Origin of the sequence: Rhodococcus sp. AQ5-07, from assembly GCF_009707305.1 — a bacterium.
In the GTDB taxonomy this organism is placed as follows: Bacteria; Actinomycetota; Actinomycetes; order Mycobacteriales; family Mycobacteriaceae; genus Rhodococcus_F; species Rhodococcus_F erythropolis.
In genome coordinates, this window is the sequence record NZ_CP046099.1 from 1,229,397 (window position 1) to 1,244,171 (window position 14,775).

At 61.9% G+C, this 14,775-nt stretch carries 16 protein-coding genes; 9 read left to right on the top strand and 7 right to left on the bottom strand.

The genetic code is table 11. The features are described 5' to 3' along the window. Positions 1-51: 51 nt before the first annotated feature. Together GJB56_RS05860 and GJB56_RS05865 are read right to left on the bottom strand one after the other, a co-directional pair. Positions 52-1,215 (bottom strand): DUF7802 domain-containing protein, encoded by a 1,164-nt coding sequence (locus GJB56_RS05860; RefSeq protein ID WP_113684467.1) that lies wholly within the window; start codon positions 1,213-1,215, stop codon positions 52-54. After that, entirely contained in the window at positions 1,215-2,159 is a 945-nt protein-coding gene (locus GJB56_RS05865) for a metal-dependent hydrolase (RefSeq protein WP_029255210.1), read from the bottom strand. Before GJB56_RS05865 ends, GJB56_RS05860 begins: the two co-directional genes overlap by 1 nt. 225 nt (positions 2,160-2,384) lie before the next feature. On the opposite strand from GJB56_RS05865, the gene GJB56_RS05870 reads away from it, so the two are divergent. After that, on the top strand, positions 2,385-3,041 hold the full coding sequence (locus GJB56_RS05870) for a TetR/AcrR family transcriptional regulator (RefSeq protein ID WP_092764471.1): 657 nt from the start codon (positions 2,385-2,387) through the stop codon (positions 3,039-3,041). On the opposite strand, the gene GJB56_RS05875 is transcribed toward GJB56_RS05870, so the two are convergent. Further along, positions 3,007-3,741, bottom strand: a complete 735-nt coding sequence (locus tag GJB56_RS05875; protein ID WP_020907480.1) for an energy-coupling factor transporter transmembrane component T family protein — start codon at positions 3,739-3,741, stop codon at positions 3,007-3,009. The genes GJB56_RS05870 and GJB56_RS05875 overlap by 35 nt on opposite strands. Then, positions 3,738-5,777, bottom strand: coding sequence for an ATP-binding cassette domain-containing protein (locus GJB56_RS05880; protein ID WP_081328972.1), 2,040 nt, complete (start codon positions 5,775-5,777; stop codon positions 3,738-3,740). The genes GJB56_RS05875 and GJB56_RS05880 overlap by 4 nt, the downstream gene beginning before the upstream one ends. A 102-nt stretch (positions 5,778-5,879) precedes the next feature. On the opposite strand from GJB56_RS05880, the gene dapB reads away from it, so the two are divergent. Further along, the gene (gene dapB, locus GJB56_RS05885) at positions 5,880-6,644 is read left to right on the top strand and encodes a 4-hydroxy-tetrahydrodipicolinate reductase (RefSeq protein WP_019748144.1); all 765 of its coding nucleotides are present in this window, start codon (positions 5,880-5,882) and stop codon (positions 6,642-6,644) included. Further along, positions 6,641-7,105 (top strand): hypothetical protein, encoded by a 465-nt coding sequence (locus GJB56_RS05890; protein WP_042951715.1) that lies wholly within the window; start codon positions 6,641-6,643, stop codon positions 7,103-7,105. Before dapB ends, GJB56_RS05890 begins: the two co-directional genes overlap by 4 nt. A 34-nt stretch (positions 7,106-7,139) precedes the next feature. Here the strand turns inward: GJB56_RS05890 and GJB56_RS05895 are convergent, their stop codons facing one another. Together GJB56_RS05895 and GJB56_RS05900 are read right to left on the bottom strand one after the other, a co-directional pair. Next, on the bottom strand, positions 7,140-7,796 hold the full coding sequence (locus tag GJB56_RS05895) for a DUF3105 domain-containing protein (protein ID WP_019748146.1): 657 nt from the start codon (positions 7,794-7,796) through the stop codon (positions 7,140-7,142). Between the two features lie 47 nt (positions 7,797-7,843). Beyond that, positions 7,844-8,791, bottom strand: coding sequence for a hypothetical protein (locus GJB56_RS05900; protein WP_230091207.1), 948 nt, complete (start codon positions 8,789-8,791; stop codon positions 7,844-7,846). A 202-nt stretch (positions 8,792-8,993) separates the two neighbouring features. Between GJB56_RS05900 and GJB56_RS05905 the strand changes: the two genes are divergently transcribed. Continuing rightward, the gene (locus tag GJB56_RS05905) at positions 8,994-9,392 is read left to right on the top strand and encodes a DUF1801 domain-containing protein (RefSeq protein ID WP_019748148.1); all 399 of its coding nucleotides are present in this window, start codon (positions 8,994-8,996) and stop codon (positions 9,390-9,392) included. Between the two features lie 7 nt (positions 9,393-9,399). Here GJB56_RS05905 and GJB56_RS05910 read toward each other — a convergent pair whose 3' ends face one another. Next, positions 9,400-10,557, bottom strand: coding sequence for an isochorismate synthase (locus GJB56_RS05910; protein ID WP_092764467.1), 1,158 nt, complete (start codon positions 10,555-10,557; stop codon positions 9,400-9,402). Between the two features lie 201 nt (positions 10,558-10,758). On the opposite strand from GJB56_RS05910, the gene GJB56_RS05915 reads away from it, so the two are divergent. Genes GJB56_RS05915 through GJB56_RS05935 form a run of 5 tightly spaced genes read left to right on the top strand, consistent with a single transcriptional unit; the run spans position 10,759 to position 14,667 of the window. Beyond that, positions 10,759-10,989: a phosphopantetheine-binding protein gene (locus tag GJB56_RS05915; RefSeq protein ID WP_084326602.1), complete on the top strand. Its 231-nt coding sequence runs from the start codon at positions 10,759-10,761 to the stop codon at positions 10,987-10,989. After that, entirely contained in the window at positions 10,977-11,777 is an 801-nt protein-coding gene (locus tag GJB56_RS05920; protein WP_019748150.1) for a 2,3-dihydro-2,3-dihydroxybenzoate dehydrogenase, read from the top strand. Before GJB56_RS05915 ends, GJB56_RS05920 begins: the two co-directional genes overlap by 13 nt. Positions 11,778-11,818: 41 nt before the next feature. After that, positions 11,819-13,483: a (2,3-dihydroxybenzoyl)adenylate synthase gene (locus tag GJB56_RS05925; protein ID WP_092764466.1), complete on the top strand. Its 1,665-nt coding sequence runs from the start codon at positions 11,819-11,821 to the stop codon at positions 13,481-13,483. A gap of 36 nt (positions 13,484-13,519) precedes the next feature. Further along, entirely contained in the window at positions 13,520-14,167 is a 648-nt protein-coding gene (locus GJB56_RS05930) for an isochorismatase family protein (RefSeq protein WP_092764464.1), read from the top strand. A 47-nt stretch (positions 14,168-14,214) separates the two neighbouring features. Next, entirely contained in the window at positions 14,215-14,667 is a 453-nt protein-coding gene (locus GJB56_RS05935) for a flavodoxin family protein (RefSeq protein WP_019748153.1), read from the top strand. The last annotated feature ends 108 nt before the right edge of the window (positions 14,668-14,775 follow it).

Below are 14,775 nucleotides of genomic sequence, written 5' to 3' on the forward strand. Positions count from 1 at the left end.
CGGGATACCGACAAACCGGGACGAGACCCGAGAGGTCTCGTCCCGGTCGACCTAGCTGGCCGGAGTCGTTGAGTTTGCCCCGAGAAGTTCAGCGTCGTCGTCGACGACGGAGTTCCTCTTCGGAATGGTGAAAGTTGCGCTCACACACAGGATTGCGATGACGAAGCACGCCAGTGTGTACCACAGGTTCCCGATGGGATCTCCAGCGCTGGTGGAACCTTCGACTGCGTCGAAGAAGTCCGGAAGCGCACTCGCCCACAGTACGGCCATGACAACCAGGTACACCACGCTGTACATCTGGACGAACCTGTTGGTGTGTGCAGGAGCGTTCGATTCTGCCGAGCGCAGGTTTCTCCACTGGCGGACGAGAACCACGATCGCGACCACTGTGAGGACGGCGAGTTCTGCCGCATAGAGGAACCCACGAACGGTGTCACTGCCCATCCCGAAGACCGTCGCCGGGAGCGGGAGAATGAACGTGCCCAGCGATGCCAGCAGGCCGATCACGATGGTGCGCCAAACCAACTGAAGCCCGGAGAAGTGCTTGCCGGCATCGACATGCCGTCCGACGAAGTACTGGACGCAGAATGCCAACGACATCGGCCACAGAGCGGCGAAGACGACCACGCTGGGGAGTGGAACCGCGTCGAACATGGGTTGGTTGATCGGGTTCGACGTCGACCACTCCCACCACCGCAACTGGGGTCCGAGGTGATCGAAGATTTCGTAGAACGCATGGTGGACGAAGCCGACGCAGACTGCGCCCAGCAGTGGACCGTATTTGCGGAAAACGCCGAGCATTCTGACTATTTCGAAGGCCAACGTCGCCATGAGCGGGTAGATGGCAATGATGTACAGCGGCAGTCGACCCCACATGAAGTCGACGGTGAACACGTTGTGCGCGAACATCGTGTCCACTTGTTCTTCGATGCCGAAGGCTGCCGGGAAGTACAGCGGAGGCTCGATGATGAACAGGTAGGCGGTGGCGCCGAACCAAAGGACCAGGTTGGTGGGGTCGCCGTTGCGGCGCAGTCGCACGATCGCCAAGACCAGTGCGAGTACCGAGCCGACGATGATCGTCCATTCGAGTACGGGCAGGGTCCAGTTCTCGAGGGCCGCCGGGTTACGGAACTCGACGAGTCCACCTGCTTCCTGACAGGAGAAACCGAGTTCTGTTGCCAGTTGGGCAAACGTGGGGGAGCAGTGCTCTGCCATCAGTTGGCCCCTGACGTGATCGACTCTTGTGCCTGAGATTCAGCGGTGTACCAGCGTGTGCAGTCGTAGCCGTCGTCGTAACGCTTGAACCACTGGTCGGCCAGTGCGGGGAGCTTCTCGTGGTCCGGGTTGTGATTGGGCATCTGGCTGCGGAAGACACCGCCGAGCGCGACGAGTTGTTCGCCGAGTTGTAGGTGATCGAAGGCGCGGGGCATGGTGCCCTTGGTCAGGTAGGGCGCAAACGACGTCAGAATCTTCTGCTTGGTGCGGTGCATGGCGAACATCGACAGTGAGTCGACTTGCCGTTCGGAGAGTGGAACGTGCTGGTTGAACCCTGCACAGGCGATGCGAATCACCTTCATGACGTGCGCGAAGATCGACGGCGCCATTCGCATCCGGTAAAGCTCGCTTCCGACAACGGAATTGAAGATGATCAGTGCCGAGCTGCGATGCTCGACCTCCTCGACGAAGTGCCAGATGAACAGTGACGCGACGCGGTCGTCTCCCGGACGGAACAAGGTCGCCTCGTTGTCGAGCATCAGTTTGAACACCGGTGTGAAGGTCGCCTCCAGATCTGCGGTGTACGCGAGCCGGTAGTTCAACGAGGTCGCCTCGGTGAGCAGATCGAATTCACCGATCACGGCGTCGAGTGTGTTCTGCAGTCCGGGGTATCGCCTGATCAGAGCTTTCACATGTTGGCGGTGGGCGGTCGAGTGGTGGCCTTCTTGACGCATGAATGCCACGGCTTCCTCGGCGACCTCCGGATCGCTGATCCGCGACTTGGTTTGCATGATCATCTTCACGATCATTTTCTCGAAACCGATGGCCAGGAACGAGACCGCGTTGGACATGCTCGACCAGGCCGGATTCTCCGGGTTCCACAGGAAGGGAACGTCATGATCCTCGAATCCGAAATCCATCTTTCGGGGCTGAAGGTTGGTCACTTGTCGAACCTCGTCTTTCGGAGGGGCTGGTCAGGTGGCCGCTCTGGCACTCGAAGCCACTTGTGGCAGTAATCATACATATTGGTGTGCAGTTGTATGTTCACTTTCGATGACGAACGTGAATTCGAGGGACGCAGATGCAAAACCTGCCTGTGTTAGCCTGTGGCTCTTGGACTTCGAGCGCAAAGACATGGTTCGAGCCTCGTTCGAGCGAGGAAGTGGGCAGTGGCACGAAGGCGTGGGTGGGGCGGCAATCCACCGGACAACGACGAAGATGCGTCACGTCGAATTGTCGAGGCCGCAGTCGAGCTGATCGGACGGACGAGTTCGGAAATCAGCATCGGCGACGTCGCGGAGTCACTGGGCGTGATCCGGCAGACCGTGTATCGATACTTCCCCAGCGCCGACGCTCTGATGCGGGCAGCGGCGATCGCGTCGGTCGACGGCTACCTCGATCGACTCACCACACACGTGAGCGGCATCGAAGATCCCGTCGAGGCGATGACCGAGGGTGTTCTCTACACACTGACTCAGGTCCACCGAACACCGCATCTCGGCATCCTTCTCACAAGCACGAATACGAGTCTGCACCCGGAGGGTCTGACCTCGCAGGAGGCGCAAGCCTTCGGAATGGCGATGATCAACCGCTTCGACGTGGACTGGGTGCATTACGGCTACGACGACGCGTCACTTCAGGAACTGGTCGAATACGTCCTGCGGACGATGCAGTCGTTTTTCCTCGCGCCTGGCGACCCACCGCGGAGCGATGAGGAACTGCGGCGATACCTACGGCGCTGGATGGGTTCTGCGATCATCGCCCAGGCAAATTCTGTCAGCGATGACCCGATCAGCGCAGAACTATCGTCAAAGCAACGGCACTGACGCACGCGGCGATGACGACGGTCAGTGCGAACAGGTCGGCGAGCTGAGGGCGCTTGGGATACGCCGCAATCAGTCCAGTGCCCCCGCGAGCGGAGATTGCTTCGCCCATTTCGGCAGACCGCCGAATTGCCACGGACATGGTTGTGGTGATCAGGTCGACTATCGAATTGTCGGCCGCGCTGTTCACCACAGCTTTCGGGCGCAGTCGTCGCGCCGCTACCAGGGTGAGCATCTCGTCGATCAACAGCGGAAGTGAACGAATGCAGAGGGCGGTCGCGATGGCCCACTCGTCGACCGGGATCTTGAATATTCGCAGCGGTCTACCGAGCGTTGCCAGTGCCGGCGCCACGTCGCTCATCGACGTGGTCCACGCCAACATCAGTGAGACGCAGAGCAATACAAGACCGAACGTCACAGCTTGCAGGTAGATGAACACCGCGTCGATGCCGATCGGAAGGTTGATCAACGCGCCGAGCAGGATCAGCGCCCACAACCACCACGGAGGTCGGGGAACTGCAGTCGGGGGGATACGTCCGATCACCGCGGTCAGCAACAACAATCCGAGTACGACGCCGATCGCCGGCCAGGACGGCGCGGCCACGACCACGATGCTGACGAGAACGACGGCAACGATCTTCGTTCCGGCCCACAATCGGTGGATCGGCGATGAAGTCGGGACTTCGCGCAGAAGTGTTGTCACGTCGTCGATCCTTCCAAGGCGCTGCTGGCGGCAGGGTCGAGGATGCGACCCTGCGACAGTCGAATTGTTCTGCTGCAGACGGCGTCCATGCCGTCGACATCGTGGGAGATGACGACTACTGCGGTTCCGTTCCGACGAATCCACCTGAGTACGTTCAGGATTTCGTGTCGGCCGGGTGGATCGAGACCGGCCAATGGTTCGTCGAGGATGAGTACGCGGGGTTGGCGGACGAGGAGACCGGCCAGTACGACGCGTCGCATCTGTCCGCCGCTCAACTCGTCGATACTGCGGCCGGCGATGTGACGGTCGAGTCCGACGGCGTCGAGCGCCCAGGAGACTTGCACCGATCCGATCTCCGGACCACCGGCGGCCTCGATGTCTTCGGCGACGGTTCGGCGTTGCAGCTGCAGCCTCGAGTGTTGGAACGTCAGACCGACAGTGCCGAGCTGACGCGAGACGGGTTTGCCGTCGAAGACCGCGGTTCCCCGGCTCGGTGCGATCAAGCCCGCCATGATCCAGGCCAGGGTCGATTTACCGGAACCGTTGCCGCCCAGGACCAGTAGTCCGTCCCCGTCTCCGATGGTCAGATTCACGTCCGAGAGTGCGCGCCGCGACCACGGAGTCCGGTCGTTGTAGGTGTGGGTGACATCGGTGAGTTGGAGGACCGTTCGAGTGCCGGCCGGCCACGGCGCAGACGGCGGACCCGCGAACGTCGACGTCATCCAACCGGGTTGGTGATCGATCTGCCGTCCGCGTTGTAGTTGAATCACCCGATCTGAGTTGCGGGTGTCGGCGTGGTGATGGGTGACCAGAACCACGGCCATCGGATGGCGCCGGGGCAGTTCGGCGAGGAGCGAGACCAATTCCTCCCGGCCGGCCTGATCGACCATCGCGGTGGCTTCGTCCGCGATCAGCAGAGCGGGGCGACGAGCCAGAGCGGCAGCAACCGCCAGACGTTGCATCTCGCCGCCGGACAGCCCTGAGGTCTCGCGCATGCCCATGCCCGCGAGTCCCACCTCGGCCAGCAGTGCATCGACGTCGGGATGCGACTCGGGCGGAAGCCCCCAGACGACGTCATCGGCGACGCGGGTTCCGAGGATCTGGCTCTCGGGACGTTGGAGGACGACGGCGGTTCCTCCGTGTCGACCGAGACCGGCGGACCCGGGCCTCGTCAGGGTCCCGACGGTCGGTGCGCGACCGGCGAGCAACCGGGTGAGTGTGGACTTGCCCGAGCCGTTGTGGCCGACGACGGTGACGAACTCTCCTCGTCGGACCGTGAAGTTGACGTCGACGAGCGCCGGCGTCGATGCACCCGGATAGGTGAAGCCCACGTGATCGAAAGTGACCGGTAACGGATCGATCGGACGGTCGTCGGGTGCTGTCTGGAGCGGGTCGGCCGAGGGGAGTGCAGCCAATCGATCGAGGACGGCGCCGAGGACAAAATAGGAGACGACGGTGCTGAGGACGATTCCGGAGATGATCGACACGCCGATCCACAACCACCAGTAGTCGATGATCGAGCCGATGCTGTTCTCGATCCATTCGGCTGCGCCGACCAGCGTGGGGGCACGCTTCAAGATTGCGGCCACGCCAAGCGCGGTGTTCTCCAGCGAGGTCAACAACAAGGTGCGCAGGGGCGCGAGAACAAGCAAAAGGACTATGGAGAACAACGCCAGCGCGGGTCCGATGACAAGCGACGACAGCAACGCGGAGACGAAGCCGAGACCGCGCCGCTTGACCGTACCGATGATTCCGCCGAGGAGAGCGCTCAGCGCGACCGCCGCCGCAGATCCCGAACCCGCTGCGACGAAAGCGACCGCAGTAGCCGAGACGCCGGCCGTCATCACGGCGCGGACTCGAAAGCGCTGGGCAACAATTCCCATCGGAACGGCGGCCACGAGGTTGAGGGCGCTGGCCATGGGGATGACCGTGGCAATGACGGACAACGCGACCGTGAATCCGGCCATGACGGCACCCGTTGCCAACTCGAGTGGTCGAAGGTTGCCGGTTTCGCGGACTTGCGGACGGTTGCTCACTACGTCCAGTGTGCCAGTGGTGACATAACTCCTGCCCGACTGATGGTGAGCGCATCGGCACGATTGCGTAGGCTTCACCTCAAACAATGCATCGGACGGAGCGTGGAAGACGTGAGTGCAGCACCCATCAGGGTCGGGGTTCTGGGAGCCAAGGGCAAGGTCGGTCGAGCAATCTGCGAGGCAGTGGAAGCTGCTCCCGATCTGGAACTTGTCGCTCAGGTCGATACCGGTGATCGCATCGAGACGTTCGTCGACACCCGCACTCAGGTAGTCGTCGATTTCACGCACCCCGACGTCGTCATGGGAAATCTGGAATTCCTCGTGGCCAACGGAATTCACGCCGTGATCGGCACCACCGGTTTCGACGAGTCCAGGCTTGCGACTGTGCAGTCCTGGCTCGACGAGCAGCCTGCAACGGGTGTTCTGATCGCCCCGAACTTCGCTATCGGTGCTGTGTTGTTGATGCGCTTCTCGGCTGCCGCGGCGCGCTTCTTCGATTCCGTCGAGGTCATCGAACTTCACCACCCCAACAAGGCAGATGCTCCCTCGGGCACCGCATACCGAACGGCCGCCATGATCGCCGAAGCTCGCGCGGAAGCAGGCGTCGGACGCAGCCCTGACGCCACCACGACCGAGCTCGAGGGTGCGCGCGGCGCCGACGTCGACGGCGTCCGGGTTCACTCCGTGCGGATGGCCGGACTGGTCGCGCATCAGGAAGTGATTCTCGGAACTCAGGGCGAGACGCTGACCATTCGCCACGACTCGATCGACCGGAATTCGTTCGCGCCGGGCGTTCTGCTCGGTGTCCGCCAGATCGGCTCGCGTCCGGGCCTGACGGTCGGTATCGATTCCTTCCTCGATCTATGAACAAGACCACCCGCACCCTCGCGCTGATCGTTGCGATCTGTATCGCGCTCGCGGTGTACTTCGTGCTGCTCGGCCAACGCGGAATCCAGCTCATCCAAGACGGCGGCGGCGCTGCGATCGGTCTCGGGATCGGCGTGCTGATCCTGCCGTTCCTGGGGCTGTGGCTCGTCATCGCCACTCTTCGCGCCGGCTTCACACACCAACGCCTCGCACAGCAGATTTACGACGAGGGCCTCGCTGTCGATGCGTCTTCACTTCCGAAATTGCCTTCGGGCCGGATCGAGCGGGCGGCTGCCGACGAGTTGTTCGCTCAGATCAAGGTCGACTGGGAAGCAGACCCGGACAACTGGAAGCAGAACTTCCGACTCGCTCGCGCCTACGACTATGCCGGTGACCGAAGCCGGGCGCGGGAAACCATGCGCCGCGCAGTGGAACTGGAACGTCGGTCGCGAGGCAAGTAGTTTCTCCCTGCTAGGAACAGGGTCTGCTGGGATGCTACCGCTCCGGAACTGTTGCGGGAGAAGACGGATCCGGAGTGGTGGGGTCGAATGGCGGCGGGTTGTTCGGGTCGAAGCTAGTCATCGGCACCGAACACGTCGCGCCCACTTCGGGATACGTGTTCGGGTTGACTCGTAGCGCCGAGACGAATTGATCGATGCGAGCGTCCTCAGCGTTGTCGAGTTTGAGTTGACGGCCCCAGGACTGCAGCGAAATCGGCGAATCCAGGGTCGGATACGGCGACATCAAGGTGTAGCTCATGCCTTCGACTCGCTGTGCCAAGCGCGCCTGATCCTCACTCGAGACCAGGTCGGGGTTGTACGTGATCCACACTGCCCCGTGCTCGAGGGAATGGACCGCATTCTCGGTTCGAATGGCTTGCGGGTAGACAACTCCGGTGCAGTTTGCCCAGACCGAATCATGGCGACCACCGAAGGGCGGTGAATGTGTGTACGCCACACGTTCGTTCGGCCGTACGTGTTGAGCTGCCGGGTAGTCGACCGTGACAACTCCGTCGATGGATTCGGACGGATCCGGATTGTCGACGCTCGGAACAAACGCATCCGGTCGAGGTGTTCCTTCGAGAGAATTCGCGCACGAAGCCAGCGCGAGAACTGTCGAGATCGCCACTGTTGCTCGAAGTTGTTTGTTCACTCGGCCATGATAGCGGCGCCTGTCCGCTTTCCCGAGACGTGAATCGACTACGACCCGAGAGAGCTTGTGGTTCCGCCCGAGCGCGCGATGTCACTGGCGCCTCGAAGAATTCGGAGCGGAGGCAGCGGCCCTTGGTATGCCTCGGAGCCACTGATCAGATCACCGGCCGCGTCGAACGCGATCGCTTCACCTTGTGGCTCGTCGGGAAGGGGCACACGAATAGGCGTGGTGGTCAAGGCTTTCGCGACATCGCCGTCGGGAGCTGTGTAGAGGTAGACATCGGTGTAGGTGCGCAGCGCTACCACCGTGCCGTCTTTGCTCACGGCGCCTCCGGTGACAGCCATCGTTCCGGCGTGGGGGACCGGCCCACCGGAAGTGAGGGTGGGAGAAAATCTGAGCTGACCTACCTTGGCCAACATGGTCGGCGACGCCGCACTCAGATCCTGAACCTGCTGTCGCTCAGCGGTTGTGTAGACCACGCTTGCGCCCAGGTAATCCTTGGTGACGATGACGGGAAGCCCGTTGCTCTGGATCAGCAGTGTCTCGGCATCGTGCGCCCCGTCCGGATAAACCAGGGGGTAGGAGGTCGCGGCACCTGAAGTCGGATCGAGTTCGATCAGCCCGATCGACGTTCGTACCGCGTTGTTGTCGCCGATGTCTGCCAGCCACAGGTGGCCGTCGGGAGTCGACGAGAGATCCTCGACATCGACACGAGGGGTGCCCACGCTGATCCAGCGCTGAACGTGGCAGTTCGAATCGAGTTCGGCGACTCGATCATCGGAGCCGCTGTCGCCGATTGCGTATATCCCGGCCGCGGTGACGGTGAGTCCGGACAGCTCGGAAAGGCCTTTATCGGTGGGTGTGCACAGTACGTCGAAGACGCGCGGGGCCTGTTGCGCCGCCGCCGGAACAGTGTGAACGCCGACGACTGCGGCGGCGAGAAGAACCGATCCGGCAGCCGCAGCGACTGAATGGGCGAGCGGGCGATTCCACATCACGATGCAGTCCTCCGGGCCGAAGAATCGGGACTTAGTACCCAGAGAATACTGGACGTCCGTCTAACTTTGTCCGAATTCCAAGAAATCGCGCTTGCCGAGACGTCGTGATGCGTTAGTGATTCGCTGAGTGAATGTTGGTGCAGGAGGGGATACTCGACTCACCGGAGATCGGCGGCAACGAGCAGGAAGTGACGAAGCGATGGCGAAGCGTGATTCCGAAAAGCAAGGCGCAGATTCCCCGTCTCAGTTGATCGACCAGCGAATCGAGGAACTCGGAGACTGGCGGGGCGAGATGCTCTCCCGGATACGAACTCTGATCAAAGAGGTGGATCCGGATGTGTTGGAGGAATGGAAGTGGCGAGGAGTTCCCGTGTGGTACCACGCCGGAATGATCTGTACCGGTGAGACTTACAAAAGTGCAGTGAAGGTGACTTTTGCCAAAGGTGCATCACTCGACGACGCCTCAGGTCTCTTCAACTCCAGCCTCGAGGGCAATACGAGACGGGCGATCGATTTTCACGAAGGTGAAGCCGTCGACGAAAAGGCGTTCAAGGCACTCGTTCACGCCGCGATTGCCCTGAACACCTCGAAGAAGTGATGCCTGGTCAGAGCTGATGTTCAGCGAGGTCGAACGCACTGAGTAACGTGCGGAATTTCGTACTGGTCTCTCTCAGCTCGATTTCCGGATCGGAGGAAGCGACGATTCCGCCGCCTGCGTACGCCCGCGCTGAGAGGCCGTCTGCTGCAATCTCGGCGCAACGAATAGCCACCATCCACTCGCCGTCTCCGGTTCGGTCGCACCAGCCCACGGCACCGGCGTAGAACCCGCGGTCCCCTTCGGTCGCGGTGATGTGCTCGCGTGCGGCGCCCGTCGGTGTTCCGCAGACGGCGGGGGTCGGGTGCAGCGCCATTGCCAGCTCGAGCGAGGTCAGGCTCGGATCGGCCAGGACACCTTCGATCTTGGTCCCGAGGTGCCACAGTTGCGGTGTCCGAAGGAGTTCCGGTGCGCTGGGTGCATTGAATGATGTGCACAGTGGTCCGAGTATCGCGCTGATGGAGTCGACGACAAACGCGTGTTCGGCGAGATCTTTGGTCGACGCGCGGAGTTGCTCGGCATTCGCCTCGTCCTGATCCGAATTCGGGTGCCGTGCAATCGAGCCCGCCAACGGGTGGCAGGTGACGATGTCGCCTCGCCGTTCGATCAGAACCTCGGGCGTCGAGCCGACCAGCGAACGCCCGCGGTACTTTCCTCCGGCGGGGGACAAGTCGACGCAGAAACCGTTGTGCGCGTGATCGAGTGCAATCAGTTTCTCGGCCAGAGCGGCGGGCAAGATCGTGGACTCGGCCTCGATGGTCAGGGAGCGTGCGAGGACAACTTTGTCGAGTTCGCCTGCTCGAAGACGTTCGATGGCGCCGCGGACTCTGTCGGTGTGGATCTGCGCGCTGGGTTCGAATCCGGCTACCCGCGAAGTGGGTAGCGGCGGTACGTTCGAGTGATATAGATCACCGCGAACTCGTGTGAAACTCAGTGGCGCGGTGAGGGCGGACGCCGTCTCCGGTGAGAACGGCAGGGCTCCGACGACCGAGTCGATGCGCCCCGTTTTGAGGGCTTCAGCGGCGTCGAAGGCCGAGTCGAATTCTTCGACTACTCCCGAAGTACGGATCGACGTTTGCCTACGTGAGAGCAGGAAAACGGAGTCCGTTTCATCGTCAGTCCGGTTGTTGCGCAACGGGAATTCGGAGACTTCGGCGAGTGCTGACATGGACACCCTTCCAGTTCGACAGGATTACTTGCTATGTTGAGGCTAGCCTTAGTTTGGGTGAATTTGTGTCCTGAGCATCCGGGTTGTGTACTTCCGTACCGTTATGGTTAGGCTGGCCTAAAGTAAAGGCGTGCGGACGGGGTCGACACGAGGGGTGGGTTGGCTCGATCTGAGCGCGTCGACCACTACTCGAGGAGACCGATGAGCAACACCGTGGACCGTAACCAGATCGTGCGCGACGTCGCCGAGGTTCTGTCGATGAGGGCAGAACAACTCGGCGACGACGCGGACCTGGGTGACGAAGGCCTGGACTCGGTTCGCTTGATGACGCTCGTCGAACGTTGGCGAGGAGCGGGCGCGGATGCCGACTTCGCGGAGTTGGCAGAAGAACCGACGATCAATGCCTGGGTTCAGGTGCTGTGCCCGCAGTGAGCGATCGCCGAATTGCCGTGGTCACCGGTGCTGCGGCGGGGATCGGCGCCGCAGTTGCCCGGACTCTTGCGCGCGACGGGTATTCGCTGGCGCTTCTCGATCGCGACGACGTCGAACTGAAGCGGGCAACTGCGGAATTGGCAGAAACAATCGTCGAAGGCGCCGATATCGAGAGTCACGTCGTGGACGTGACCGATCGGCAGGCAGTCGACGCTGCAGTGGCCTCCACGATGGACACGTTCGGCCGGATCGACGCGCTCGCGCACGTCGCCGGAATTCTCGACACCGGATCGGTGCTGGACTCCGATCCAGACCAGTGGCGGAAGATATTCGGCGTCAACGTATTCGGATTGCTCAATGTTCTGCAAAGTGTGGGACTGGAAATGCGTCGCCGTCGGGCCGGGTCGATCGTGGTGGTCTCGTCCAACGCGGCCGGTGTCCCACGTATCGGGATGGGTGCTTACGGTTCGTCCAAAGCTGCTGCCACCATGTTGGTTCGAACCGCGGGCCTGGAGTTGGCTGTCGACGGGATTCGTGTCAACGTTGTCGCTCCGGGTTCCACAGACACCGCGATGCAGCGGTCATTGTGGTCGGACCCTTCCGACGATTCGGGTGCCGACGCGGTCATCGAAGGCAATCTGGCGGGCTATCGCCTGGGCATTCCGCTCGGAAAACTTGCCACCGCAGACGATATCGCGGACTCGGTGCACTTCCTGCTGTCCGACCGGGCGGCCCACATCACCATGCAGGCGCTGTACGTCGACGGCGGAGCGACGCTCAAAGCGTGAGATGTATTTGCTGACAGTACTTTCGAAGAGGAGTCACTTGCATGACATCGAGGATCGCTCGCGAGCCGTTGGCGCCCGTCGCACAGTATCCACCCGAATTGGTGACGCTTTATCGGGAACGAGGCTATTGGACTGACGAGACGCTGGCCGGATTCATCACGGCCGCGGCCGCACGGCATCCCGACAACGAAGCGGTGGTAGGCAGCGATGCCACTGGGGCACAAACACGGCTGACGTATTTCGACCTCGATCGTCGCAGCTCGGCAGTGGCCGGAGGCCTGTCCGGGTTGGGTGTTCGCGCCGGTGACCGTGTGCTTCTGCAGCTACCGAACATCGTGGAATACGTCGAAGCATTGTTCGGTGTGTTGAAGCTCGGCGCCCTGCCGGTATTCGGGTTGCCGGCGCATCGCCGAACCGAAATCGGATACTTCTGCCAGTTCGCTGATGTCGCTGCCTATATCGTCGCCGACCGTCATGGCGGGTTCGACTACCGCGCACTGGCGCGTGAGGTGAACGAAGGCCTCGAGACTCCGCCTGTTGTGATCGTGGCCGGCGAGCCCGAAGAGTTTGTCGGTTTCGATTCGCTACGCGGATACGAGATTCCCGTTCTTGCCGACGTCGATCCGTTGTCGGTCGCCTTTCTTCAGCTTTCCGGTGGCACGACCGGTGTTCCGAAGCTGATTCCGCGAACGCACGCCGACTATCTCTACTCGGTGCGGGCATCCAACCCGATCTGCGGCGTCGACGATTCGACGCGCATGTTGGTGGTTCTCCCTGCTGCGCACAATTTTCCGATGAGTTCGCCGGGCATTCTCGGTGTCTTCCACGCGGGCGGCACCGTGGTTCTGGCGCCGGACACCATGCCGTCCACAGCTTTCCGTCTGATCGAATCAGAGCGAGTCACGCACGCGTCGTTGGTTCCACCGATCGCATTGGCCTGGATGGCCGCCCCCAGCAAGGCAGATCACGACCTGTCGAGCTTGCGGGTTCTCGGCGTCGGCGGAGCGAAGTTCAGCGCCGAAGCTGCCGCACGCGTACCCACGGAGCTGGGCTGCACCCTTCAGCAGGTGTTCGGCATGGCTGAGGGTTTGGTCAACTACACCCGCCTCGACGACACGCAAGAATTGATCGTCAGCACGCAGGGCAGGCCCATTTCACCGGACGACGAGGTTCGTGTAGTCGATGACGATGGCGCGCTCGTCGAGCCCGGAACCACGGGGCACTTACTGACTCGGGGGCCGTACACGATCCGTGGCTATTACCGGGCGGATGCGCACAATGCCGAGGTCTTCGACGCCGAAGGTTTCTATCGCACCGGCGATCTGGTCAGCGTCACCGATACGGGACACCTGATTGTCGAGGGCCGCGCAAAGGACCAGATCAACCGCGGCGGCGAGAAGGTGGCCGCCGAGGAGATCGAGAACCACCTGCTCTCGCATCCTGCTGTCCACGATGCGGCCGTCATCGCTGTTCCCGACGAGTACCTGGGCGAGCGAACCTGCGCCGTTCTGGTGATTTCCGGAGATGCACCGACCGTCGGCGAGATCAAGCGATACATACGAGGCCGAGGCGTTGCGGCGTACAAGGTTCCGGATCGAGTGGAGTTCGTGACCGAGTTCCCCGTCACCGGCGTCGGAAAGACCAGCAAGGCGGCCTTGCGCCGTGTTCTCAGCGAATCGATTGCCGCACAGACTCTGTCGAGTTGATCGGTTCCCACCCCCACATTTTCGAGGAGATTCATCATGGCGCTACCCACAGCAGTGCGATACGAGATGCCCACCGAGTTTCCGCAGAATCGGGTCGACTGGACTCTCGATCCTTCCCGAGCGGTGCTGCTTCTGCACGACATGCAGGAATATTTCGTGAACGCGTACGACCGAAGCGTCGACCCGCTCCAAACCGTGGTTCCGAACATCGACCGGCTTCGTTCGTCGGCGCGAGCTGCCGGAATCCCGATCGTCTACACCGCGCAACCCGGAGATCAGGATCCCGAGGAGCGTGCGTTGCTGTCGGATTTCTGGGGACCGGGTCTGAAGGCAGATCCCGCTCACACCGACGTGATCGCCGAGTTGGCTCCGCATCCGGACGACGTGATGCTCACAAAATGGCGCTACAGCGCCTTCATCAAAACGGATCTGCGTGAGCGGCTGCGCGAGAGTGGGCGTGACCAGCTGATCATCACCGGAATTTATGCCCACATCGGTTGCCTGACTACCGCTTTGGACGGTTTCATGCAAGACGTGCAGATCTTCTTCGTGGGCGACGCGGTGGCCGACTTCTCCCTAGGCGAGCATGTCGGCGCCCTCGAGTACGCGGCCGGGCGCTGCGCCTCGGTCACCCGAACCGATGACCTGGTCAAGGCGATGAGCTCGGAAACGGTGTCGGCGTAGGCGTGAACGGCGACGGGTGCGCCACCCGTCGCCGTATTGTCAGGTGTGTGAAGACTTTGTTGGTGGTTCACCACTCGCCCTCGCCGACAACCCACGAATTGTTGGATGCAGTCCTTGCCGGTGCTCGCGATCCGGAGATCGAGGGTGTGGAGGTGAAGGTGGTGCCGGCGTTGGCGGCGACGGTGCCCGACGTCCTCGCTGCTGACGGCTATCTTTTCGGTACCACCGCCAATTTCGGTTACATGTCGGGCGCGCTCAAGTACTTCTTCGACACCACGTACTACCAATGTCTCGGTGCGGTGTCGGATCGGCCGTACGGCCTGTGGGTTCACGGCAACAACGACACTGCTGGTGCCGTGTCGTCGGTGCGCAAACTCGCGACAGGGCTCGGGTTGGTCGCGGTGGCGGATCCGCTCGAAGTGACTGTGAGCGTGGACAAATCTGTCCGCGATGGTTGTTATGAACTGGGCGGAACCGTCGCAGCAACGCTGATGGACTAGCCTTCCACTTTCTCGTTTCGGTTCACGAAAGAGACTGTCCCGCAAGTGGTTGTAGAAGCGCGTGTCCTCTGGTGAACGCGTCGGGAGCCGTCGGTTCTCGGGTCACCG

What these genes read in the sequence shown, in the direction of transcription:
- GJB56_RS05860 (WP_113684467.1), bottom strand. Translation starts at nt 1,215, where the DNA reads ATGGCAGAGCACTGCTCCCCCACGTTTGCCCAACTGGCAACAGAACTC.
- GJB56_RS05890 (WP_042951715.1), top strand. Translation starts at nt 6,641, where the DNA reads ATGAACAAGACCACCCGCACCCTCGCGCTGATCGTTGCGATCTGTATC.
- GJB56_RS05900 (WP_230091207.1), bottom strand. Translation starts at nt 8,791, where the DNA reads ATGTGGAATCGCCCGCTCGCCCATTCAGTCGCTGCGGCTGCCGGATCG.
- GJB56_RS05905 (WP_019748148.1), top strand. Translation starts at nt 8,994, where the DNA reads ATGGCGAAGCGTGATTCCGAAAAGCAAGGCGCAGATTCCCCGTCTCAG.
- GJB56_RS05910 (WP_092764467.1), bottom strand. Translation starts at nt 10,557, where the DNA reads ATGTCAGCACTCGCCGAAGTCTCCGAATTCCCGTTGCGCAACAACCGG.
- GJB56_RS05915 (WP_084326602.1), top strand. Translation starts at nt 10,759, where the DNA reads ATGAGCAACACCGTGGACCGTAACCAGATCGTGCGCGACGTCGCCGAG.
- GJB56_RS05925 (WP_092764466.1), top strand. Translation starts at nt 11,819, where the DNA reads ATGACATCGAGGATCGCTCGCGAGCCGTTGGCGCCCGTCGCACAGTAT.
- GJB56_RS05930 (WP_092764464.1), top strand. Translation starts at nt 13,520, where the DNA reads ATGGCGCTACCCACAGCAGTGCGATACGAGATGCCCACCGAGTTTCCG.